Source organism: Paenibacillus sp. FSL R7-0163 (genome assembly GCF_037969975.1).
GTDB lineage: Bacteria > Bacillota > Bacilli > Paenibacillales > Paenibacillaceae > Paenibacillus_AQ > Paenibacillus_AQ odorifer.
Genome location: NZ_CP150224.1, coordinates 2,535,851 through 2,559,210, shown reverse-complemented (window position 1 = coordinate 2,559,210; position 23,360 = coordinate 2,535,851). Strand labels below are relative to the sequence as shown.

Annotated in this window: 23 protein-coding genes; all 23 read left to right on the top strand. The window is 43.6% G+C overall.

Features of this window, described 5'->3' with window-relative positions:
- The first annotated feature begins 74 nt into the window (after positions 1–74).
- Positions 75–752 (top strand): response regulator transcription factor, encoded by a 678-nt coding sequence (locus tag NST45_RS11420; RefSeq protein WP_076126558.1) that lies wholly within the window; start codon positions 75–77, stop codon positions 750–752.
- Positions 749–1,756, top strand: coding sequence for a HAMP domain-containing sensor histidine kinase (locus NST45_RS11415; protein ID WP_076141266.1), 1,008 nt, complete (start codon positions 749–751; stop codon positions 1,754–1,756). Before NST45_RS11420 ends, NST45_RS11415 begins: the two co-directional genes overlap by 4 nt.
- A gap of 92 nt (positions 1,757–1,848) precedes the next feature.
- Entirely contained in the window at positions 1,849–2,562 is a 714-nt protein-coding gene (locus NST45_RS11410; RefSeq protein ID WP_076141267.1) for an ATP-binding cassette domain-containing protein, read from the top strand.
- The gene (locus NST45_RS11405; RefSeq protein WP_076141268.1) at positions 2,559–3,332 is read left to right on the top strand and encodes an ABC transporter permease; all 774 of its coding nucleotides are present in this window, start codon (positions 2,559–2,561) and stop codon (positions 3,330–3,332) included. The genes NST45_RS11410 and NST45_RS11405 overlap by 4 nt, the downstream gene beginning before the upstream one ends.
- Positions 3,329–4,087, top strand: coding sequence for an ABC transporter permease (locus NST45_RS11400; RefSeq protein ID WP_076141269.1), 759 nt, complete (start codon positions 3,329–3,331; stop codon positions 4,085–4,087). Before NST45_RS11405 ends, NST45_RS11400 begins: the two co-directional genes overlap by 4 nt.
- Before the next feature lie 190 nt (positions 4,088–4,277).
- Positions 4,278–4,862: a TetR/AcrR family transcriptional regulator gene (locus NST45_RS11395; RefSeq protein WP_249267693.1), complete on the top strand. Its 585-nt coding sequence runs from the start codon at positions 4,278–4,280 to the stop codon at positions 4,860–4,862.
- 156 nt (positions 4,863–5,018) lie between these two features.
- A complete protein-coding gene (locus NST45_RS11390) occupies positions 5,019–5,888 on the top strand; it encodes an NAD(P)-dependent oxidoreductase (protein WP_076141270.1) in 870 nt (289 codons plus the stop codon).
- 63 nt (positions 5,889–5,951) lie between these two features.
- On the top strand, positions 5,952–7,004 hold the full coding sequence (locus tag NST45_RS11385; protein WP_076141271.1) for an LLM class flavin-dependent oxidoreductase: 1,053 nt from the start codon (positions 5,952–5,954) through the stop codon (positions 7,002–7,004).
- Between the two features lie 60 nt (positions 7,005–7,064).
- Positions 7,065–8,006, top strand: a complete 942-nt coding sequence (locus tag NST45_RS11380; protein WP_036677034.1) for an alpha/beta hydrolase — start codon at positions 7,065–7,067, stop codon at positions 8,004–8,006.
- Between the two features lie 304 nt (positions 8,007–8,310).
- Positions 8,311–9,237: an ADP-ribosylglycohydrolase family protein gene (locus NST45_RS11375; RefSeq protein ID WP_036677031.1), complete on the top strand. Its 927-nt coding sequence runs from the start codon at positions 8,311–8,313 to the stop codon at positions 9,235–9,237.
- A 44-nt stretch (positions 9,238–9,281) separates the two neighbouring features.
- A complete protein-coding gene (locus NST45_RS11370) occupies positions 9,282–10,934 on the top strand; it encodes a DUF6138 family protein (protein ID WP_076141272.1) in 1,653 nt (550 codons plus the stop codon).
- Between the two features lie 62 nt (positions 10,935–10,996).
- Positions 10,997–11,305, top strand: coding sequence for a hypothetical protein (locus NST45_RS11365; RefSeq protein WP_036677026.1), 309 nt, complete (start codon positions 10,997–10,999; stop codon positions 11,303–11,305).
- A gap of 33 nt (positions 11,306–11,338) precedes the next feature.
- The gene (locus NST45_RS11360) at positions 11,339–11,791 is read left to right on the top strand and encodes an 8-oxo-dGTP diphosphatase (RefSeq protein WP_036677025.1); all 453 of its coding nucleotides are present in this window, start codon (positions 11,339–11,341) and stop codon (positions 11,789–11,791) included.
- Between the two features lie 385 nt (positions 11,792–12,176).
- Positions 12,177–12,857, top strand: a complete 681-nt coding sequence (pnuC, locus tag NST45_RS11355; protein ID WP_036677023.1) for a nicotinamide riboside transporter PnuC — start codon at positions 12,177–12,179, stop codon at positions 12,855–12,857.
- Complete coding sequence (locus NST45_RS11350; RefSeq protein ID WP_036677020.1) at positions 12,854–13,864, top strand: AAA family ATPase; 1,011 nt, start codon at positions 12,854–12,856, stop codon at positions 13,862–13,864. Before pnuC ends, NST45_RS11350 begins: the two co-directional genes overlap by 4 nt.
- Positions 13,865–13,890: 26 nt before the next feature.
- Positions 13,891–14,778, top strand: a complete 888-nt coding sequence (locus NST45_RS11345; protein ID WP_036677019.1) for an NUDIX domain-containing protein — start codon at positions 13,891–13,893, stop codon at positions 14,776–14,778.
- A 2-nt stretch (positions 14,779–14,780) separates the two neighbouring features.
- Entirely contained in the window at positions 14,781–15,332 is a 552-nt protein-coding gene (locus NST45_RS11340) for an NADAR family protein (protein WP_036677017.1), read from the top strand.
- A 59-nt stretch (positions 15,333–15,391) separates the two neighbouring features.
- A complete protein-coding gene (locus tag NST45_RS11335) occupies positions 15,392–15,667 on the top strand; it encodes a hypothetical protein (RefSeq protein ID WP_036677015.1) in 276 nt (91 codons plus the stop codon).
- Between the two features lie 410 nt (positions 15,668–16,077).
- Entirely contained in the window at positions 16,078–18,048 is a 1,971-nt protein-coding gene (locus tag NST45_RS11330; RefSeq protein WP_036677012.1) for an AraC family transcriptional regulator, read from the top strand.
- Positions 18,049–18,122: 74 nt separating this feature from the next.
- Positions 18,123–19,148: an iron ABC transporter permease gene (locus NST45_RS11325; RefSeq protein WP_051490946.1), complete on the top strand. Its 1,026-nt coding sequence runs from the start codon at positions 18,123–18,125 to the stop codon at positions 19,146–19,148.
- Positions 19,145–20,158, top strand: a complete 1,014-nt coding sequence (locus NST45_RS11320) for an iron ABC transporter permease (RefSeq protein ID WP_036677010.1) — start codon at positions 19,145–19,147, stop codon at positions 20,156–20,158. Before NST45_RS11325 ends, NST45_RS11320 begins: the two co-directional genes overlap by 4 nt.
- Before the next feature lie 9 nt (positions 20,159–20,167).
- The gene (locus NST45_RS11315; protein WP_036677009.1) at positions 20,168–21,025 is read left to right on the top strand and encodes an ABC transporter ATP-binding protein; all 858 of its coding nucleotides are present in this window, start codon (positions 20,168–20,170) and stop codon (positions 21,023–21,025) included.
- A gap of 771 nt (positions 21,026–21,796) precedes the next feature.
- Positions 21,797–23,290, top strand: a complete 1,494-nt coding sequence (locus tag NST45_RS11310; protein ID WP_036677007.1) for an SMI1/KNR4 family protein — start codon at positions 21,797–21,799, stop codon at positions 23,288–23,290.
- Positions 23,291–23,360: the final 70 nt, after the last annotated feature.

The window sequence follows — 23,360 nt, the reverse complement described above, 5'->3', positions numbered from 1 at the left end:
CTTAACTGGAAACAATTCTTTAGATTGTGTTAATCTGTCTAATAGTGAACTCGGTTTAGAAAGAGGGAAGTTACTTGAAAAGAAACGTGTTATATATTGAAGATAATGAGAAGATCGGCAGTTGGGTAAAGGAAGAATTGGAACAACGAGGATTTTCAGTACAGTGGCTGCTTTCTGGTGAAGGAGCTGAAAAAGAAGTAAATCAGCATGAAATCGTTATTTTGGATATCATGTTACCCGGTTTAGACGGATTTACTGTGGGGAAACGATTAAAAAAGGCAGCTCCTGCTGTTCCTATTTTGCTGTTAACTGCTCGAACATCGATAGATGATAAGGTAGAAGGGTTACAATTTGCTGATGACTATTTAACGAAACCATTCCATACGGATGAACTAATTGCTAGATTAGAAGTATTAATCCGTCGAAAGGGCGGAACACATTCCGAACGCATTTCATTAGGGAATTATATTGAAGTAGATCCAGACATCCAAATGGTATTTGACAAACACACAGGAGAAGAAATTATATTGACAGGGAAACAACATCATATTTTGATGTACTTCTTACGCCACCCTAATCAAGTTTTACCAAAAGAACAAATCTATGAAGCCATCTGGGAAGAAGCTTATATCACAGGTGATAAAACATTAATGGTACATATTCATCGACTGCGTCAAAAGCTGGAACGCCATCCAGACTCCCCAGAGATTATTGAAACGTTGAAGGGAATAGGCTATCGGGTGAAACTATGAGACAGACTAAATCATTATTTCGTCGTTTTCTAAAAGGACATTTTCTATTTATCTTTTTACCTCCGATCGTACTTATTTTCTTATCTGCGTTCATTGCGTCTCCTTTTAATGAAGAAGAGCTGAATAAGTTAAATTATTTTTACATTGTACTTCTTGTGTTTGGTTTTATTATTGTCGCATTTGTGGTAATCTCTTGGATTTTCTTCTTGAGACTTCGTAAACGTCTCACCTGCTTACAGGAAGTCATGTCATTTTCAGCTAATCATAACTCATTTCCTAAACCAATAGCTGTTCAAAGTGATCGTATGGATGAATTAGACCAGTTAGGAAGTTCCTTTAATTGGATGATTCAACAGCTTGAAGACAGTCGCAAGCGAGAACATGAAGAGGAATTGTTACGACATCGACTCATCGCGAATTTATCTCACGACTTACGAACGCCGCTTACCATTTTGAGAGGACATGTCACCCGATTAAATAAAGAATCAATGAGTCTAGAAGGACAAAACTCATTATCAGAGATGAACCATACGATTACTAGAGTCGGAGATCTAATGGATGATTTACTTTCCTATACATTGCTTACATCAGGAAAACATCCTTTTGAGCCCACTTCAACAGATATTGGACGTTTAGTAAGAGCATCTGTTGCTGCGTGGTATCCTGTATTTGAAGAAAAAGAAATCCGGATCGAGGTTGATTTACCGACAGAGAAGACTTTTTATTGGGAAGCAGATCCTAAATGGATAACACGTGTTCTGGATAATTTATTTCAGAATATTCTCCGCCATGCAGCAGAGGGGAAATATGTAAACATTGTGGTTGATGTAGAAAAAGAACAGATCATTGTTGCAGACAGAGGTCCGGGGATGGATAACTCTTCCTATGAGCGTGGGGTGGGGATAGGTTTATCGACTTCAAATTATATGTTGAATAAAATGAAGCTTAAAGCTGGCTTTACATCAAATGAAAACGGCACAACAGTGGCTATTGGTAGAGCTTAACCTAAAGTTAAACCAGAAGTAAACAGCAGGATAACCGAGATGTAACTTTGCTTCTTTATAATTAGAACCATAACAGAAAGGAAGTGTTATGGTTGCTTACAATTAATAACTTAGTCAAACATCGCGGAACTGGGAAAATCTTATCAGGTATCAGTTTTAAAGCTAGACCTGGCAGAGTAACTGGTTTTCTAGGTCCAAATGGAGCAGGTAAAAGCTCTACACTTCGCATCCTGCTTGGATTAGATCGTGCTACCTCAGGGAGTGCACTAATCAATGGAAAGCCATACGCAGAATTACATAATCCTGTATCAACAGTAGGTGCCGCACTTGATGGATTTGGAGCTCATCGTATGCGAACAGGACGGGCACACTTGCGTTGGATTGCCCGTGCCGCAGGATTGTCTAACTCACGTGTCGAGGAAGTTCTGGAAATAGTAGGTCTTACTAATGCAGCCGGAAAAAGAGTTGGGAAGTATTCTCTTGGTATGGGGAGGAGACTTGGAATAGCAGCTGCGCTACTCGGTGATCCAAAAGTATTGATTTTAGATGAACCCGTAAATGGGCTCGACCCAGAAGGAATTCGGTGGATTCGGACATTTTTACGTGAACGTGCTGAGTCTGGAAATACGGTGTTGTTATCCAGTCATCTAATGGGAGAGCTTGCAGAGACGGTTGATGATGTGGTGATTATTAAGCATGGAACTATCGTTGCAGATGGAACATTGGAAGAAGTAATAGGTAACTATTCCACGCTGGAGGAAGCCTTTTTTGCCCTGACATCTGAAAATGCGGGTGAAGTTGTATGAGAGCATTCAACGCGGAACTATCTAAATTGTTCTCCTTACCGGGTATTTGGCTTGCTTTTCTCATTGGAGCGTTTGCCCCAGCGCTTATTTCTGCCTTGGACAGCATAGCACAAAAAGAGGAGATTATAGCTGGAGTTAGCACGCGGCTATCGGAAGTTGGCTATATCGGGTTAGCTCTTGGTGTGCAAGGCGTTATTATTCTTGGTGTGCTTGCTGTCAGCAGTGAGTATTTGACAGAGAGCAGTGAATCTGGTGGAGGACAACAGATTACAACGAGTTTAACTGTTGTTTCATCCCGTCTTCATTTTTTGCTGGCAAAAGCAGGCGCTGTGACTGTGATCAGCATACTGCTTTGTATTGTTGCTATTATGACAACTGTGTCTGCAACGCATCTTATTCTTGGTGAATATGCCCCTGCATTTGAATGGTCCAGACTTATCGGTGCCATTTGTTACTGGACATTCACTGCTCTTTTAGCACTTGGAATTACTTTTCTAACTAAGAATGGCATCCTCCCGCTTGCTGTGCTCATAATAAATTCATCCGTTGTATCATTTAGTGTCCTGTTGTATAGGATTACAAAGTTGGCGTTTTACTTACCAGATAGGGCTGGCGCTGAAATGTTTATGTTTACGGACAACACGTCCACAGGCAGTTTATTCGAGAGGTTTCACACCCCCCTCACAGGCGGTTTAGTCATGTTTGCCTGGGTAGTCGTTGTTTTCATTGTTGCAGCTATTGTATTCCATAGGAGGGACGTTGCAGCATGAGTGTCTCATCTAGTAGAAAGATAACACAAATCCTGGGTGCTGAACTGGATAAATTAGTTACATTACCATTGATAGGGCTCACTCTTTTGGTTACATTCATTCTTAATTTAGGTTTAGCCGCTGCTTTTACTTCTGTTGATCTACAAGGGGCAGCAGGAACGCAAAATATACTGAATACAGGACTTTCTTCTATGGGATATCTTCAAGCAGGATTCATTATTCTTGGTATCTTAGCTACTTGTTCAGAGTATACAGGGGGACAGATTCGAACTACTTTAACTACGATACCTTGGCGAGGGTTTCAATTATCCACGAAGTATTTGGCCTTAACCATTATAACCATTCCTGCGGCGTCTTTTACTACTGCATCAGGTGTACTATATACCTTTATCATGATGAAAGACACAGCAGTAGTGATTGAAATAGACGAAATGATAAAATCATTAGCAGGTGCAACAGGCTATCTAACTTTAACCACACTTCTCAGTGCAGCTATAGGTGCTTTATTAAGACGAACTACTCCTGCTTTAGTGGTACTGCTTGGCTATTACTTCATTGTCAGTCCATTGTCGAAAGATTTTCTAGACAATACTAAATATTTTTTTCCGGATACAGCAGGATATTATATGTATATGCCACCTTCCTCTAATGAAATAAATGTCCTTACACCAATGGAAGGGACAGGTATTTCCCTGTTATGGACACTGATCTTTATTACAGCAGCTATTATATTTTACCGTAAACGAGATGCCTAACTCTGAACTAGCTGATTTGATCATTAAACTAGAATAATATGCAACAAACATTGATGTTTGGATAAAAGATATTTTTGAGCAATTCAATAAATAAGTATTTGCTCTTAAGAACGGACACCAATATGAGTGTCCGTTTATTTTATAAATCTGGACTGATCAGTTCAGATATGTTATATTTCAATGACGGGAGGTGTTACTTATCGCTAGGACAAAAGAATTTAACAAAGATCAAGCCCTGCATCAAGCCATGCTGTTGTTTTGGAAAAAAGGATATGAAGCGGCTAGCATACCGGATTTACTAGAGGTGATGGGCATTAGCCGATCCAGCCTTTACGATACGTTTTCCGACAAGCAAACCTTGTATACAGATGCCCTTGAGCATTATAAAAAGGGGAATTTCAATAAGCAGGCTATTCTTGAACATGCATCTAGTGTTAGAGATGGAATTCTTCAATTTTTTGAGTATCATATTGCTTCAGCATACGATACCAGCCTGCCGGGCGGGTGTTTTGTTACGAATGTAGCTACAACATTGGAGTCGCCAGATGAAAAAATTAATGAGTTGATAAAGACTAGTTTTTTGGAATTAGAGCAAGCTTTTTGTGACCTTTTAGAAAAGGGCCAGCAACGGGGAGAAATTGATAAAACGACTGATATCAAAGCGTTGTCTTATTTATTGTTGAATTTACATCAAAGTATTAATATTATGGCCAAAGCAGATCAGAATCCGGAACGTGCAAAAGAGATGATTAGCTTTGTAATAGCAGGAATCTAATTTTTTTTAATTATTTCGGAACGATCGTTCCGTTATCATATTCCCCATATTATGAAAGTGATAATTGAAGAGTATATGTTAGACTATATTTTTTTGATTATTTTGGAACGATCATTCCGTTATTGAGAAACCCATCAAAATAAGGAGAGGTGTCTAATGAAAGTATCGTTTATTGGGCTTGGAAATATGGGGCTCCCAATGGCCCAAAATCTGTCGAAAGCGGGTTATGAATTAGTCATCTTTAATCGGACCCCTGAAAAAGTTGAACCCTTAATGAAACAGGGAGCACGATATGCCAAAACACCGCTAGAGGCAGTGAAAGAAAGCAATCTTGTAATTACCATGCTTTCTGATGATGCTGCTTTGAAGGAGGTCGTCGAGGGACCAGATGGTGTTCTGAATGGATTGTCGGAAAATGGAATTCACATCTCTGCCAGTACAATCAGCGTAGATCTGGCTCGAAAATTATCCGTCTCGCATGCGGAGCGAAAGCAACACTTTGTGTCTGCCACGGTGATGGGGCGCCCAGATGCCGCTAAAGAAGCTAAATTGCGTATTATTTTAGCTGGTCCGGAACAAGCAAGACAACGGGTACTTCCCGTTTTAACAGTATTGGGTCAAGAGATAGTAGAGATTGGGGATCACGGCGAAGAAGGGAACGTTGTGAAAATTGGCGTTAACTTTCTAATTGCTTCAATGCTGGAAGCTTTGTCGGAAGTGCAGCTAATGGTAGAAAAGCACGGTATTGATTCGTCCCGATTTATGAATGTCGTGAATGCTCTTTTTCAATCTCCAATATATCAGAACTATGGAGCGATCATGAGCGAACAACGCTTTGAACCGGCCGGTTTTAAAATGAAGCTTGGGTTAAAAGATGTTGCATTGGCTATTGAGGCAGCGAAGTCCGTTCAAACTCCTCTACCTTTAGGTCAGCTTATCCACCATCACTTGTCTGAAGGAATTGCCAATGGTTATGGTGAGTTGGATTGGACGGCTTTAATCCGTTGTCTTGAGCATTCTTCTTAAAAAATTGGGTTGCACCGATGATGTCGGGCGAATTGCAAGAGAAAATATAAGGAGAGATTAACTATGGAAATAGGTGTTACTTCGTTCATAGAAACAAAGCCTGATACTGAGACCGGAGTTGTGATGAGTCACGCACAGCGATTACGAGAAGTCGTCGAAGAAATCGTCCTTGCGGATCAGGTAGGACTTGATGTGTTTGGCATAGGTGAGCATCATCGTGAAGATTATGCAGCTTCATCACCAGCAGTGGTGTTGTCTGCTGCAGCCCCCCTAACAAAGCAGATTCGATTGACGAGTGCTGTGACGGTTCTTTCATCAGCTGATCCTGTCCGTGTGTTTCAGGATTTTGCCACGCTTGACGGCTTATCCAATGGACGTGCCGAGATTATAGCGGGCCGGGGTTCCTTTGTTGAATCCTTTCCGCTTTTTGGGTATGACTTGCATGACTATGAGGATTTATTTAATGAAAACATCGAGCTGCTTCTGAAAATACGGGAATCTGAGAAAGTTACATGGAGTGGAGGACATCGATCAGCGATAAATAATCTGGGTGTATACCCGCGCCCTGTTCAGCACTCTTTACCCATATGGATTGGTAGTGGCGGTACCCAGGAGTCTGCCGTGCGTGCAGGACTTCTGGGCCTGCCATTAGTCCTGGCGATTATCGGTGGAAACCCAACCAATTTTGCACCGCTTGTACAACTGTATAAAAAGGCGGCAGCTCATGCCGGACATGATGTATCGCGGCTTCAGGTAGGTTCACATTCCATCGGATTTGTTGCAGAAGATACGGAACAGGCGGCAGAACTCTTTTTTCCGTCTACCCAGTACGGTATGAATAAGCTCGGCAAAGAACGGGGGTGGGCGTACTACGATCGTTCCAGCTATGATGCTGCCCGACGCTTTGATGGTGCGTTGTATGTAGGGGATCCGGAAACAGTCGCCCAAAAAATAATCCATCTGCGTAAGCATGTAGGGATTACACGATTCATGATGTATGTTCCCTTAAGTACGATGCCGCATGAGTTGGTTATGCGGGCTATAGAACTGCTCGGTACAGAGGTTGCGCCGCGAGTTCGAGAGGAAATTGCCAAGTGGGAAGCTCAAATGGGATAAGGATTATCTATGAATAAGACGTAAACGAACGAATTCATTATTTTATTTGGAGGGATTATTATGAGTAATGAAACACGTATACTACCAGAATTAAGAGAGGTTTATTCACAATTTCCTGGGTTTGAATTGGAGAAGAATTTAGAGTGGAGCAGGAGCTTAGTGTCAGCTGCATCCGTGAAAGGATCAGAGCATGTAAACACAACCAGTCGCAAAATCCCGAGGGATGGAGGCGAGATGCTGGTGAAAATTTATGAACCTGCCGGGCGAACGAATGACTTGTTACCTGCCATGCTATGGATTCACGGGGGCGGATACGTGTTAGGACATCCGGATATGGACGACGAATTATGCGAACGTTTTGTTCAGACAGCTGAATGTATTGTCGTATCGGTTGATTATAGGCTTGCTCCCGAGCATCCTTATCCGGCGGCGATCGAAGATTGTTATGCTGGATTGGTATGGATGACGGAGGAGGCAGCCTTGCTTGGCATTGATGTGAATCGGGTTGCAATTGCCGGTGCTAGCGGTGGTGGCGGACTGACAGCAGCACTCGCGCTGATGGCGCGTGATAAAGGAGGACCCTCTCTTATTTTCCAAATGCCATTATACCCGATGCTTGACAACCGTAACATCACACCGTCCAGTCATGAGATTACAGAAGCAGGCGCAATCTGGAACCGAACAGACAACATAGCAGCTTGGAACATGTACCTGGGCGAGGAGAGCGTTGGCAGAGGAGAATCTACTTATGCAGTACCCTCGAGAGCGGAGAACTTGGCAGGTTTGCCGCCAGCCTATACTTGTATAGGTCAGCTCGATCTATTCCGAGACGAGACAATGGAGTATGTGGCACGACTTGCACAAGCAGGTGTAGATGTTGAATTCCACCTGTATCCCGGTTGTTTTCACCTTTTCGAAATTTTCGCTCCAGAAACAGAAGTGAGTCAGCGCGCTGTTCAGGGCTATATGGATGCGATGGCCCGGGCACTTCACCCTAACTAATTACTGAGACTAAAGTAAACAGCGAATACGCAGAAAAAGTTGATTGGTTATTTAAGTAGAGATACGTAATTATTCGGGAAAGATTAATAAAAAAGATGAGGTTGTTGATTTTTAAAAACAGCCTCATCTTTTGTTATGTATTGATTTCAAAATAGGCTTAGATTACTATCGTATTGTTCATTGGAAGCTTATTTTTTCAATTTTTATTTAGATGATGCAAAACAGTTTAAATATTGATAGGGTAGGCTTATATATTTGTAGGCAACTTGATCCAAATTATATCTAGTGATAAGGAGAATACAACATGTGGGATAAAATTAAGGGTGGGCTTTACGGCTTATTGATTGGAGATGCTCTTGGTGTCCCCTATGAATTCAGATCAGCGGAGCAGCTCCCACCTCTGAAGCATATTGAGTTTACTCCTCCTGTGGGCTTTCAGCCCACCTACCGAGATGTCCCTGCAGGCACCTGGTCGGATGATGGTGCGCAGGCACTATGTCTGCTGGAGAGTCTGATCGATAAAGGTACACTGGAGCTAACTGATTTTGCAGACAAATTGGTCGATTGGTATCACGAAGGTAGATGGGCAGTAGCCCAACAAGTTTTTGATATTGGGATACAAACCAGTCGTACGCTGACTACTTATTACCATGGAATGTCCCCTTACGAGAGTGGCAATACGGTTCCTGATGGGAAAGGGAATGGAGCGCTGATGCGCGTGCTACCACTTGCCTTGTGGCATAAAGGAACAGACGAGCAGCTCGTTCAAAACGCACATACTCAATGCCTTGTAACTCATGGACATATCTGTAATCAGGTATGTTGTGCCTTGTATGTGTTAATTGCACGTGAACTGTTGCAAAAGCAAGACTTCAATCTGTGCTACCGAACTGCTCTTAGCAAGCTTCGAAAGATCTACCAGCAGATGCCTGAGCATGAACGGGAGCTTGAAGAGAACATTCAGCCTGATAAAGTATTCTATGGCGAAGGATCTGGTTATGTCGTGGATTCCTTGTTCAGTGCATGTATGATCCTCCAAACCTGCACTTCCTACGAAAATGCCGTCAAACGAGCAGTTGCCTTAGGCAACGACACGGATACAACGGCCTGTATCACAGGCGGTCTTGCCGGAATCCGATATGGCTATGAGCATATCCCTCAGCGCTGGATCAACCAGCTGCGAGAGACAGATCTGGTTGATCAACTGCTGCTCCGTCTTCAATCTGCATGAGGAGTACTAAGTTCTATTAGCATTAACTATGAGGAGGAGTGGGAATGAACGCAGCAGTACAGAGGTTTTTAAACGATGTGTGGAGCGAGATGATGACCATATATAACAAAGAGACTATAAGAATAAATGAATTCATAGGCAATCGTCCGCTTCAGGCTGGGATAAAGGATTATCTCCAAGTAGCTTGGCGTGAAGGAAAAATACATATTGATGTTGAAGAACCGCTTGATTGGACGGACAGCTCTTATGAAATCGAAGCAGGTCCTTATATCGCCGAGCTCACGGATGAATTAATTAGATCTGAACTTTACCCGGCATTATGCAAGAGAGTGGAGGAGCTTTTTTTATCAGATAAACTAGGTCCTCGTTTTTTTGATTACCGATTCCAGATCGTACTTTCCTTTGAAATGGAAGACGAAGACTTAACGCTTTGCGTGCATCTGGTAAACGAAGAGAAGCTGAACGAACTCCGCAAATCATTACAGAAGTTTATAACATCCAAAATCATGTCTGATCTTCCGGTATTGCCGAGTGTTGATGACCAGTTTTTCTTTTCTCATCACTTGATGAATCCTGATCTTTTGAAGCAGGAAGAGAATGCGGTTGGCCCATTAATAGAGCGTTTGTCCGACAAGCTCAGAAGTAATAGGGGACGCTTAGACGAATGGACTGGCCAGTATACTTCGGCTATGGATGATTGGATTCAGAATGTTTTTCTTCCTCGCCATTTTGTGCGTACAGGCAGCTTTAGAATGGATTGGATACCTAAAGAGAATATGGCGCTTATGGATCCGAATGCAGATCAACTTTCCTTTTTTGTATATGCCGCTCTGCAAATTGGAAAAACGAAACCGGACATCCGGGAACAATATTTGAAACTTGCTGTCCAGCTTGGTTCAAAACGCGCAGCGGAGTATATTCAGGGGGGAAGCGGGAAATTCACTCCAGTATATAAAGGAACCCGTGTTGAAGTTGATAATAATGATGTAACCCAGAGCATTGAAATCCGGATTTTGACCGAGGAGGAAACAGCTTATGGAGAAGCATTAGATCACATTAACGAATTGCTGCAGCAAGGATTTCCGAAGGAATATTACCTGAAGCTTAAAAGCACACAAAAGAACTATCTTCCTCTAAAAAAAATGGCTAAATCAGGTCTTCATCAGTTTTTTGCTGGTGCACTCGCATATCCGGCTCTATATCCTAAGCTAGCTGCGTATGCGAATATCGCTATGGAGCCCTATGCGTGGTACAAGGACACAAATCCGGGTGAAAAGTCGGTCATGCCTGGTACCTATGCTGTACTCGGATTAGGATTATATAGCAAGGAATATTTTTCACTCATCTCTCGTTATATGGAGATGGTAGATACGGAGCACCAAATGATACAGGATGGTTATGCGGAGGCCTTTATTGATGCGCACGGTGTAGAGGCTGAGCTTATACCAGTCCTAGTAGACATTCTGCTAGCAGGAAATGAGGAAGCAAGATCTGTCAAAAACTTCGTGATCGATCGGGCCGAGCTAGCAGAAGTGCTGCTTCGAGAGGTGTCTCCTAAAGAAATATATGAACGGGAGCAGGTTCTATACCGGATATTCGGAAGTCGAGCAAAGCTGGAAAAAGCCGTGAAGTCAGAGCAGACGGAGCATGAGCTTAGAGTTATTCTATCAGAGCTGCTGACTCTTATAAGTTGCTGATGCTATATAGAGATAAGTGAAGCTAGGATCTGAAATAGATCTTGGCTAAAGGAGGGACACAAATGAGTAACCTAACCTCTCAAAATTGCAATCTAAATATATGGTATTACCTATCAGATGAAGTCTGGGATAAAGTAACTAATATATATGAGAGTATGCCAGGTTGGATAGGATATAAAAATGGAATTCCCTATTGGTTCGGGCAGGAAGATGATGATATTTTTATTGTGGCCTCAGTAGAGCCAAGTGGATTATCATTTTATGCACAGATGAGTAATGGTGATTGGAATTCTTGGATAGAGAGATTTAAATTGGAAGCGACAAAAGTATTAGGATTTGATGTTGGTGAACCCGAAGACGGGTTTATCTGATGTAGTGCACAATTTAATTGTGGAGATGATTTCGTGTTTCAATATAATGTGTGTTTTTTAAAGAGTGACGACCGTATCTTAATGTTGAATCGTGAAAAACCACCAATTATGGGCGTGTGGAACGGTGTTGGCGGTAAAAATGAAGTAGGCGAAAATGCTGATGATGGTGCAAAACGTGAAGTATTAGAAGAAACGGGTATTAAAGTAAGCAAATACTATTCAAAAGGTATCATTACCTGGGATAAAAATGGCGAGGAAAAAGATGGATTGTATCTGTACTTATTCGAAGTAGATAAGAATTTAGGAAATCAGCCCATACAAATAACGAGAGAAGGTATTCTCGATTGGAAACAAATTGATTGGATATTGAACCCAAGTAATTTAGGAATTGCTGAAATGGTAGCTCAATATTTACCTGTTCTCTTAGAAAAAGAGGGTGATTATTTATTTAAGTATAAAGACGGAATAGTAAACCTTATAGAGTGAGAATTATAAAATACATACCTAAAAAAACAGTTCACCTATTGGTACGTTAGTTGAACAAGATTGGAGGAAACCCCTTTTATTAGGGGTTTTCTTTTATTTTCACACAATTAAAGTTAGTTCTGTTGAGAAGCCTTCTGGACTTCCAAACGCATACCTTACTGGCGAGGAGTTCAATTATCCCTAGAGCAAAGGGCTTATGCTTGATCCTATAACGAACCATTACAAATGAATAAGTACCTGTCTGTAGAAATAGGAAGAATTTACTTGCCCTTCGCAGGATTTTCTGTTATTTTTGATAGTAACAATATGTTATTAACAAAATGATACTAAGTAAAACTTATGTTTTTCACTCTATGAATGAGTCGAAAAAGCGGAGGGATGCAAGATGAAAAAGGTGGCGGGTAGCTGGAATCTGTTCGAAATTACGTGGTTGGTACTGTTTACCTCAATCGCTGTCGGGTTTACGGTGATAACAAAGGACTCTTTATTCGGATTTACGGTTTTTATTACTGGGGTGTTATGCGTGGTGCTTGCGGCGAAGGGCAACCTGATGAGCTATGTTTTCGGCATGTACAATACAGTCGGTTACGCTTATTTGGCCTATATTAACGGTTTGTTTGGAGAGGTTATGCTCAATCTGCTATTCTTCGTTCCAATGAATGTCATTGGCTTCTACATGTGGAAAAGTAATCGGCAAGAAGACGGTAGGCTGACCATGAGGCAGATGGATCTTAGAAGACTGCTCCTCGTTGGGATGGTCTGTGTAATCGGCTGCTTGCTCCTCGGATTTGGTCTTTCGTTCATTCCGGGACAGAACTCGCCTTACATCGATGCTACTACGACGGTGCTGTCTGTTGGGGCGGCCTTCTTAATGGTTAGAAGATTCAAGGAACAATGGCTGGTCTATATCGTGCTAAATCTCTTTACGGTGCTATTGTGGGTGATTCGTATGCTGGAGGGTAGCGGAGAAGGCCTGATGATGATCGTGATGTGGAGCGCGTATCTGGTCAACGCAGTATACGGGTACTATATTTGGAATAAAGGGGCTAAGGAGGTGGCGGCATGAAAACGCTTGGACTAACACTGGGGAAGTTTGCCCCGCTGCATAAAGGCCATCAGTTCATGATCGAGACGGCGCTACAAGAAGTCGATGAATTGATCTTGGTCATTTACGAAACGACGGTCACCCCGATCCCGCTTCATGTCCGGGCAAATTGGATTCGCAGGCTCTATCCGGAAGTCCGGGTAATCGAGGCTTGGGACGGTCCGGACGGGTATTCGGATGACAGGGAGCATGAGATTCGGGAAGAACAGTATATACTCGGTTTGCTGAACGGAGAGCAAGTAACGCATTTTTACTCGAGCGAGTTCTACGGCAAACATATGAGTCTCTCTTTGGGTGCAATAGACCGGCGGGTGGATGAAGCCCGAGAGCGGGTTCCGATCTCAGCGACGATGGTCCGTTCCAATCCATATAAGTACAGGGAGTTCGTAAGTGATATCGTGTACCGGGATTTGATCACGAAAGTGGTGTTCGTTGGAGCGATGTCGACGGGGAAGTCGACGATCACCGAAGCGCTGGCACGGCGATATTGCACGACGTTCGCGAACGAATACGGACGCGATTATTGGACCGAACATCAGGTGGACCGCCGAATCGGCTTGGAAGCGTTCGATGAAATCGCGGTGGGTCATATCGAGCGCGAAGAACAGGCAATACTTGAGGCGAACCGGGTTCTGTTCGTCGATACCAATGCGATCACGACGTATATGTTCGCCCTGGATTACCACGGCCGGGCCCCTGAGCTGTTAACCCGGATCGCTCTTGAGAACGCGCAACGTTATGATCTGTTCTTCCTATGCGCTGACGATATTCCTTACGACGATACGTGGGACCGCAGTGGGGATCAGAAGCGGCATGTGTTTCATAAACAGATTATCGCGGATTTGAAGGAGCGTCGGATCCCCTATATTACGCTGCGGGGGAGCCTGGAGGAACGTATTCGCAAGGTTGATGAAGTGTTGGCAAAGTTCGAGCCCTACGGAAACTATTTCGGAGAGCTGAACGGTTAAATCAAATATAAAGGAGGCGTACCCACTTGGATTTGTTGGATAAGGATGGACTTATGGAACGCGAATTTTTGGAGCAATACAGAGCAGGGGATTACGAGCGGCCTTCAGTGACAACGGATATGGTTATTTTCACTGTGACGGAAGAGGATGCTGACAGTTATCGCAAACTGCCGGAAAAAGAGCTACGCGTCCTCCTTATTCGCCGGGGGGCTCACCCCTTCTTGGGCAAATGGGCTCTGCCTGGCGGTTTTGTCCGGCCGAATGAGACGACTGAGCAGGCAGCAGTAAGGGAACTATGCGAGGAAACCGGCGTGGAAGACATTTATCTGGAGCAGCTGTATACGTTCAGTGATATCGGGCGCGACCCACGAACCTGGGTGATAAGCTGCAGCTATATGGCTCTGATCAACAACGACAAGTTGGAGCTTAAGGCAGGAGATGATGCAGCAGACGCCGCCTGGTTCAAGGTATCCTATCGGCCGCTGCGGGAGCAAAAAGAGCTGATTGAGGACGGATACATCAAGACGCTGGAGTACGAACTCAAACTAAGCAGTGAAGAAGAAGAACTTTCGGCGGTCGTGGCAAGGACTATGACAGCGAAGACTACATCGACTGGCACGGATTATGAGATCGTATCGAATGACGGATTAGCCTTCGACCATGCGAAGATCATAGCATGCGCGATTGATCGGTTGCGGGGAAAAGTGAATTATACCGATATTGCACTGCACTTGATGCCGATGCTTTTTACCTTGACGGAACTGCAGCAGGTGTATGAGGTAATTATGGATAAAGAGCTGTTGAAGGCGGCCTTCCGGCGTAAAGTTGCAGATCTTGTAGTGGAGACCGATCATTATACCGAAAATGCGGGGCATAGGCCATCCCGCTTATATCGGAGAAATTTGGAGGGTTAACGATGATTTACAATATCGATGAGTTAAGAAAAGTATATAACGAAGGAAAAAAGTTCAAATTCGTATTTTTTTGGGGACATACACCGCCTAAGGACGGGAGCGTCGATAAAAGCTGCTTCAGCCAATGGTGGATGTGCCCGTTCACGGTAGAGGGAACGCAGTACTCCTGCGCCGAGCAGTTTATGATGGCCGAAAAGGCAAGGTTGTTCGGCGATGACGAAATGCTGGAGTCCATCCTTAAAGCTAAGCACCCAAAAGAGATGAAGGCTTTTGGACGTGCGGTCCAAAACTTTGACAAAGATATTTGGGATAAGGAATGTTACGGTATCGTCAAAAGAGCCAGCTTGGCCAAATTTTCGCAGAATCCGAAGCTTAACGATTATCTTAACTCGACGAAGAACCGCATCCTTGTGGAGGCTAGCCCGCGGGACCGTATTTGGGGGATCGGCATGGGCCAGTCCAATCCAGATGCGGAGAATCCCGTGAAATGGCGGGGTAGAAATCTGCTGGGGTTCGCACTGACGGAAGCGCGGGACGAGTTGCTGCGGAGTTAGATTTATACAAGATTAAGAAAATAGACATGATGAAATCAATGAAAGGATGAGGGAAGACCGTGAGATATACCGATTATATCCGCCTGAAAACAGGTAGATACCAATCTGTAGGAAAGTTTGGTGACAATATTTATGCATATGAGGTCCTAACGGGGGTAACCGACTCCCCGGAGTACCATCAAATATCAATGGCGGAATTCGATTCGTTTGAAACTTGGAGCCAAGAGTACATTTCCGATCTTAAAAAAATGTATGAAATCATTAACCGCCCCGTTATCTGCAGCGGCTACTTGGGGAGAGCGGAGCTTAATACTTCACTGCTTCGTGATATTTAGCTGTAAACTATATCTTCTGCTGAGATTGAGAAACGATTCTCCGATCAGAGGACAAGAACATAGTCTCACTGGAATCCGCGCTGGGCGCGGTTTTTTTATTGGAACAAGTTCTTGTCTTTTGTTCAGGGCAAGAACTTGTGATTGCCGATTCGATGTTCTTCTAAATTTCTCGAAGCGGAAGCCCGCTGAAACGTTCATTTTTACGATATCTGTGTTTAAAGGTGGGGTTGATGCAACGATGACCGTTCATGAAAGCATCCTAGATAAGGATTCTATACATTTATTCGGCCCCTGTCCCCAATGTCACTTAATGATGATATACTTACCTCATGAATTATGATATTGATAATCAATATCAATTAATAGGTGATATATAAAATGGAAAAAGTGAGATGAGGGAGCGCAGATAGATGCAAGACGAAGCAGCAGCAAGCCAGGTATTTACACCGGAGATGATCGATACGATGGCCCTTATTTGGACACGTTCGATCATTACATTAATAGACGTGCGTTTTCAGAATGTAGCGTCCCAATACCCGTTGGAGCAGTATAAAATGCCTAGTAGCATGTTTATCTATGCATGTGGAGGAGAAGCACAAATTCAACTGAATGAAACCACATTTGGAATGGAACGCTTTGGTTTAGTTCACGGAGGGAAGGGGAGCCTGCTCAGTATTTCACCTATAGGGGAGAATGTGAAGACCTTTATGGTGTTTTATAAAGCAGAATTACCTCTTTTTTTCAAGAGGCACCTGCAGCAATTACTGGAGGAAGTGAACCCATTTGTTCAACAGTTTGGTTATACACCAAGTAATCCTATCTTGCTACTCGATTGGTTTCAACAGATGATGAATGGCTGGAACCGCGGCAAGGCGATGGATCAGCTGCAGGCCAAAAGTTTTCTATATCAATTGATTCATGGGGTCTACAGAGATTTTGAGAGTGGTGAGATTCGGTATCTCCAGCCAGATCCGGCTTGTTCTGCCAAGATATACCTCGATAAACATTACATGCAGCCGATTATGTTTCAAGAAATTGCCGATATGTTTGGGATCAGTGGCGGGCAATTGACGCGGCTGTTCAAAAAGAAGGAAGGCATGAGCTTACAGGAGTACCTCATTCAGAGAAGGATTGAAGCTGCCTGCCATGACTTGAAGCATACAGAAGCAACCATTAAAGAGATCGCAACAGGATCTGGTTTTGCAGATGAGAAAAATCTGTTTCGGATGTTTAAGAAGTATTACAAGATGACACCAAGTGATTATCGGAAAATAAACGCACTATCCATGCAGGTTGATGGTATTGATAATGATTCTCATTTTCTTTACTATGAGAGGGAACTAGCAGGTCTAGTCCAGTCTTATAGAGAAGGGGAATCAATCATGTTTGGAAAAGTAAGAAGTAAAGAAATGATCTTGGCGGCGGCGATGAGCTTGATGCTGTTATTGTCGGCATGTGCGTCGGGAACGCCATCGAATAACGGGGGAACGGTAAATCCAAACCCTGCACAGACACAACAGACGACACAACCGGAAGTATCGGAGACGAAAGCTTCAGAAGCAGTCTCGCAGACGAGAACGATATCCACAGTAAAGGGTGACGTTAAGGTGCCTAACAACCCTCAGCGTGTTGTAGTCGATTACTTGGTTGGTGATGTGGTAGCCCTGGGTGTAACTCCTCTAGGTGTGGCGAGAGCAGCAAGGGACGGGAAAGAGGCTGTTTTTGCTAACCAGATTACAGACTCCATTAAAATAGCTATGGAGCCGGAAGATGTCATGACTCTTGAGCCTGATCTGATCATTTTAGCATGGGGTGATGAAAATTATGAAGATTTATCCAAAATTGCCCCAACAATTTATGTCCCTTATGGTGATATGACTACAGAAGAGCGTATACATTTTATTGGCGATGTTTTGAACAAGCAGGAAGAGGCTAAGGCTGTTTTGAGTGCTTATGCCGGAAAAATCGAAGAAGCGAAGTTAGCCCTTCAGAATGCAGGTCTTTCAGACGTGACGATTACTATGGGGGAATTCAGTGATAAAAGTAACTACATCGCTGGAGCCAAACATGCGGTTGGCGAGCTTGTTTATAATGAACTTAAAATGAAGGCACCATCAAAAGTTCAAACTGATATTATTGACGCAGATAAATATTGGGGAGATATCTCTATGGAGGTATTGGCTGCTTACATAGGGGATTATCTAATCGCTATAGGAGATACGGAAGTTCCTACTAATAATGCGGTCTGGAAATCACTACCTGCTGTGCAACATAATCGGATCATAACGGTGGGTACATCGCTATCTTGGTCCACGGATATAATGACTTCCAGTGCATTGATTGATCATATTATCAAACAATTGCTGGCAATGCCTCAATAAGGGTTTTGACAAGGTATTAAGAAGTACTCCAATTTACAAATATGACTGTCAGTAGGTAAGGAAAGGAAAACGTAATGAAAAACAAGCCTGAACAAAAACGCCGTGGGGCGGTGAACTTCACCATGTACATGGTGGTAGGGCTTGGATTAACGGTTCTCATGTCGGCGGCGTCGATTAGCTTCGGTGCCGCCGACATGAGGTTAGCGACTGCATGGGAGGCTATTTTCCGATTTGATCCAACGCTCACTGAGCATCAAATTATTCAAACCCTACGTCTTCCGCGTACCGTAGCCGATCTGATCGTCGGGTGCAGCCTTGCGGTATGTGGGGCTATTATGCAGGGAACGACGCGCAATCCGCTGGCCGACTCCGGGCTGATGGGGATCAGCTCTGGGGCAGCATTCGCGATTGCTCTTTGCCTGGCCTTTCTGCCGGGTTATTCGTATGGGCAGATGATGCTGTTTGCTTGTCTGGGAGCAGCGCTCGCGACCGGGATCACTTATTTCATCGCGTCACTGGGCAAGCGCGGGATGACGCCTCAGCGGCTGGTACTGGCAGGACTGTCCATCTCCATGCTATTTGGCGCACTCAGTCAGTATTTAGCGATCAATTATAACCTGGGTCGAGCATTGGCATTTTGGACGGCAGGCAGTACAGCGGGGGTCAAGTGGGGGGAATTGCTGATTATCTCACCGCTATTTGTTGGTGGTGTGCTGCTGGCGCTGGCGCTATCTCCTTCTGTTACACTGCTCAGTTTGGGGGATGATGTGGCAAGTGGTCTCGGTATTCGTAGCGGACTGGTCAAGGGGTTATCGACGATTATCGTGCTCGTGCTGACTGGATTGGCTGTTGTCTTAGTTGGCCCCATCGGTTTTGTTGGTCTGATTACCCCACATATTGTGCGATACATGATCGGTGTCGACTATCGTTACATTATTCCGGCAGCTGCGCTATATGGTGCGTTGCTGACCGTGTCGGCCGATCTGGCTGGACGCTTGATCAATAAGCCGTTCGAAACACCGATTGGCATTATATTTTCTATCATTGGTGTGCCGTACTTTCTCTTCCTGGCTCGCAAGCAAAGGAGGGAAGCTGAATGATCAAGCAGCGTTATACGGTGCAAAGGGGCATAATCGTCAATATAGTGCTTATGGTGCTCATCCTTATGTTTGCTGTCATTAGCATGAATTCTGGCAAAATGAATCTTTCACCGCTAGAAGTGCTGAATGTTCTCCTGGGAAACGGTACAGACAAGCAAAATCTGATCGTGTTCGATTTTCGCCTGCCACGAATCACACTGTCCATCTTGGTAGGCCTGGGAATGGGAGCGGCTGGGGTCGTGATGCAGAGTTTGCTGCGTAATGACATGGCTAGTCCGGGGACGCTGGGGATTAGTTCGGGATCGGGTTTGTTTGTCCTGTTCTTCGTCGTATTCATCGCATCGACAGGAAAGGGCTCCTTTATAGCCCTGCCACTACTGGCCTTTGTTGGCGGATTGTTGGCGGCGGGATTGATCTTCTTAATATCGTATCGCCGTGGGCGAGATATTTCGCCAATCGGTTTGATCTTAACCGGGGTCGCACTCGGAAGCGGGTATGAAGCGCTGACCACCTTCCTGACTCTCAATCTGAATGATTCGCAGATGGATTTCATGCTGCACTGGCTGGCGGGAAGCTTGTGGGGCGCTGATTGGCGTTATATTTCCGTACTGGCACCATGGGTATTGATTTTACTCGGCTATATTTTCTACAAGTCTCGCATACTCAACACCCTCCATCTGGGCAATCAGACGGCAGAAGGGCTGGGTCTTGCCGTGAAGCAGCAGTTTTTGGGGTTGTCGGTCGCTGCGGTTGCTTTATCCTCTGGCAGTGTGGCAGTGGGCGGAAGCTTCTTTTTCGTTGGCTTGATCGCTCCGCATATGGCAAGAAAACTGGTCGGGCCCGATCACAAATTGCTCGTTCCCGCTGCCAGCCTGACCGGGGGATTAGTCGTGGTACTTGCTGACACGATTACGCGCACGGTTAGCCTGGGGGGAGATGTGCCGACGGGAATTGTCATTACGGTCATCAGTGTTCCGTACTTTCTTTATTTACTATCGAAGGCCAATTAGGAGGACGTCATGGAAAGTATTACAGCGCAACAAATCGATATTGCCTATAATGACACGCTTATCGTACAAGAACTGGACTTGCAGATTCCGCGTGGACAGATTACCTCGATTATTGGTCCCAATGGATGCGGTAAATCAACCGTACTAAAGGCAGTTGGTCGGCTGCTTAAGACGAATAATGGTACGGTTTATCTGAATGGTTCAGATATCCGCACGCTGTCCACCAAGGAAGTGGCCAAGCAGATGGCGATTCTGCCGCAGACGCCGACCGCACCAAGCGGTTTGACGGTCGGTCAATTAGTCGCCTATGGGCGTTTTCCACATCAACGGGGCTTCGGCAAGCTCTCCAAAGAGGATAAACAAGTAGTAGCCTGGGCCCTATCGGTTACACAGCTTACAGCGTTTGAGCATCGTGAGATCGATACGCTATCTGGCGGTCAGCGTCAGCGCGTATGGATTGCGATGGCGCTCGCCCAGCAAACCGATCTGATCCTGCTGGATGAACCCACCACCTATCTGGACCTGGCGCATCAGCTTGAAGTGCTGGAACTGCTCTATGAACTGAATCGCAGTCAACAGGTGACGATTGTGATGGTGTTGCATGACCTGAATCTGGCAGCACGCTTCTCCGACTATATGGTGGCGATTCGTGAGGGCCAGGTGGTGGAGCATGGTTCGCCAGAGCGTGTAATGACGGTACGGACGCTGCGTGAGGTGTTTGCCATTGATGCCGAGATTATGCTGGAACCACGAACAGGGCGACCGGTTTATGTGACGTACGAGCTCATGCGTGATAGTCGTAGAGAACAAGGAGTAGATCAAGGATTCCCAAAAGCTAAGGAACAGAAAGAGGCGATTTCCACTTGAAAATCGCATAGCGTGTCCTCCTAGGCGCACGGAAATACTGGCTGCAGTTAGGCATTGGATTTACCGGGGTCGTGATAGCCACGATTCAACGCATATAGCCTTTGCTGTAGCTTCCACAAGCAACTCCATAACAGGGGGCTAGGGCTTTGTTGGAGAGGGGAGAGATAATAATAAATAACAACATATCCTAAATAATATTCAAAGCCGCAGGTACCTAGCTTGCGGGCTTTTTTTTTATTATTCGGAGCACTAGGTTACATGATTAATTTGAGAAAACCAGTATATATAACTCTAAATGAAGCAAGGAGGACTATTGAAGGTATCAGAGGAATGTGCAACAAGCAGATTGCCCGGAAACTGCAGATGGGGACCGCAACACAGCAGTTGAGAAGATCAGCTGGTTCAGACTCAGGGCGCACAATCACAATAAAATCTAAACGTGGCTGAAAGCTTGGAACAGATGTATCCCGCGGTGAGGACAAATCGGGCTGAACCGTACCATAAATAGGGTGAAAAATTAGTTGTGATTGAAGTTTATATAGAGATAAAATTAACCCCTAAGATGACTCTTAGGTTTTTGTATATGACTTAATACAACAATATTTACAAATTCATGATACGATATTGCTAAATTGGGAAATAGATGCTCCATATGTAAGTTAGAATTAATTATTGATAGAACTGTTGAAGATGAATCATAACAAAATGATTGATGATCAACCAAGGATGTTTACTGAAACTATTATGACTCTGTAGAATGGGGGCCACTATATGACATTAGCTAATAAAAAAGAAGAGTGTTTACTTATTGAGACATTAAAATCGCATATACCAAATGTAGAGGAATTACTGAATCCAGCAGTTGAGGAATCAGAAATAGATCTTTTCGAGAGCATGATGAACTGTAAATTTCCAGAAGATTTCAGAAAGTTATACATGAATTTTAATGGAGAAGGAGAGCAGATTTTTGGCATTATGGCTGGTCTTGGTTGGATGAACATTGAATCGATAGTAAGCAACTGGAAGTCCCTTTTGGAATCAGCTTACGATATTATATCCAGCAAATCAGATGTAATAAAAGATGGGAACTACAGAGAAGGCTGGATTCCTTTTGCTGAAGATGGTGGTGGCTCATTTTTGGCAATAGATTTAGACCCCGGAAATAAAGGCGTTTATGGGCAAATTATTACGTTAGATCATAATTCTCATTTTTCCTATGTTATTGCTGAAAGTTTGGGGCATTTCTTTGAATTTATTGATTCGAGCCTCAGAAATAGTAGTATTGGCATTCGTGAAGAAGATGATGTAATCATATTATCTCGTGAAAATGGAAGTTTGTTAGATGATATTTTAGCTTTGACTAATTGGAATATCGAAGAGAACAGCCTTATCCCTGTAAGCGGATTTTGGGAAGAGTATTTTAAAGACGATGTTGAGAGTGGTTTTGTATCTTCAAAAACATTGAAAAAAAAGAGAATGGTATTTATTAGAGCTGATCAAGCTCAAAAATACGGAGCAATATCTTTGGATATTTTAACCCATATGGTTAATCTTAAAGAACTTATTATACATGCGGATGAAATTACTAATTTTGATGTACTTCAACGGTTGACTTCTTTAGCAGAACTTGTGATAGGATCAGAAGCTTTTAAAGAGTCTGATTTGAAGTACTTGGTTTCTTTAGATGGGTTAAGGAAGCTAACATTAATAGGACTTCCATTAAAAGATATACATAAACTGAAAGATATAAAGAAATTAAAGAGTTTGAGATTATGTAGAATGAACTCAATTGATAGGGGATTAATAGGAACTATAAAAAATTTGAAGGAACTAAGTTTAGAAGAAATGGAGGTTGGCGACCTGCTTTATATTTCAAACCTTAGTAAGTTAATAAAACTAGAGCTCAAACAAGTGACAATACCACATTTATCATTCTTAAAAGCTTTAAAGAATCTAACGGTTTTTGAGACAGATAGCTGTGCAATAGATGAATCACATATAGAGGTTATAGGAGAATTGAAGAAATTAAAGCAGTTCACTTATCCGGTTGGAGATTTAACAATACTCAAAAATTGTATGAGTCTAAAGCAGATTGGAGTAGATGCATCAAGACTTAAAGGTTTGGAGGAAATTTCAGACTGTAATATAGTCGATATAACTATATTTCATGCAACATCAAAAGAGAATGCGAAGTCCGTAGTCGCGGAGTTTAATAAATACTTTAAACTTCAGTCTTATGGATGGCAGGTAACATGGAAAGATTAATGAAGCTTGCCTACACTGAGCTTTATCATTATAGGGTGAAATTTTTATAAAAGAAAGGAGACCTTTCCGG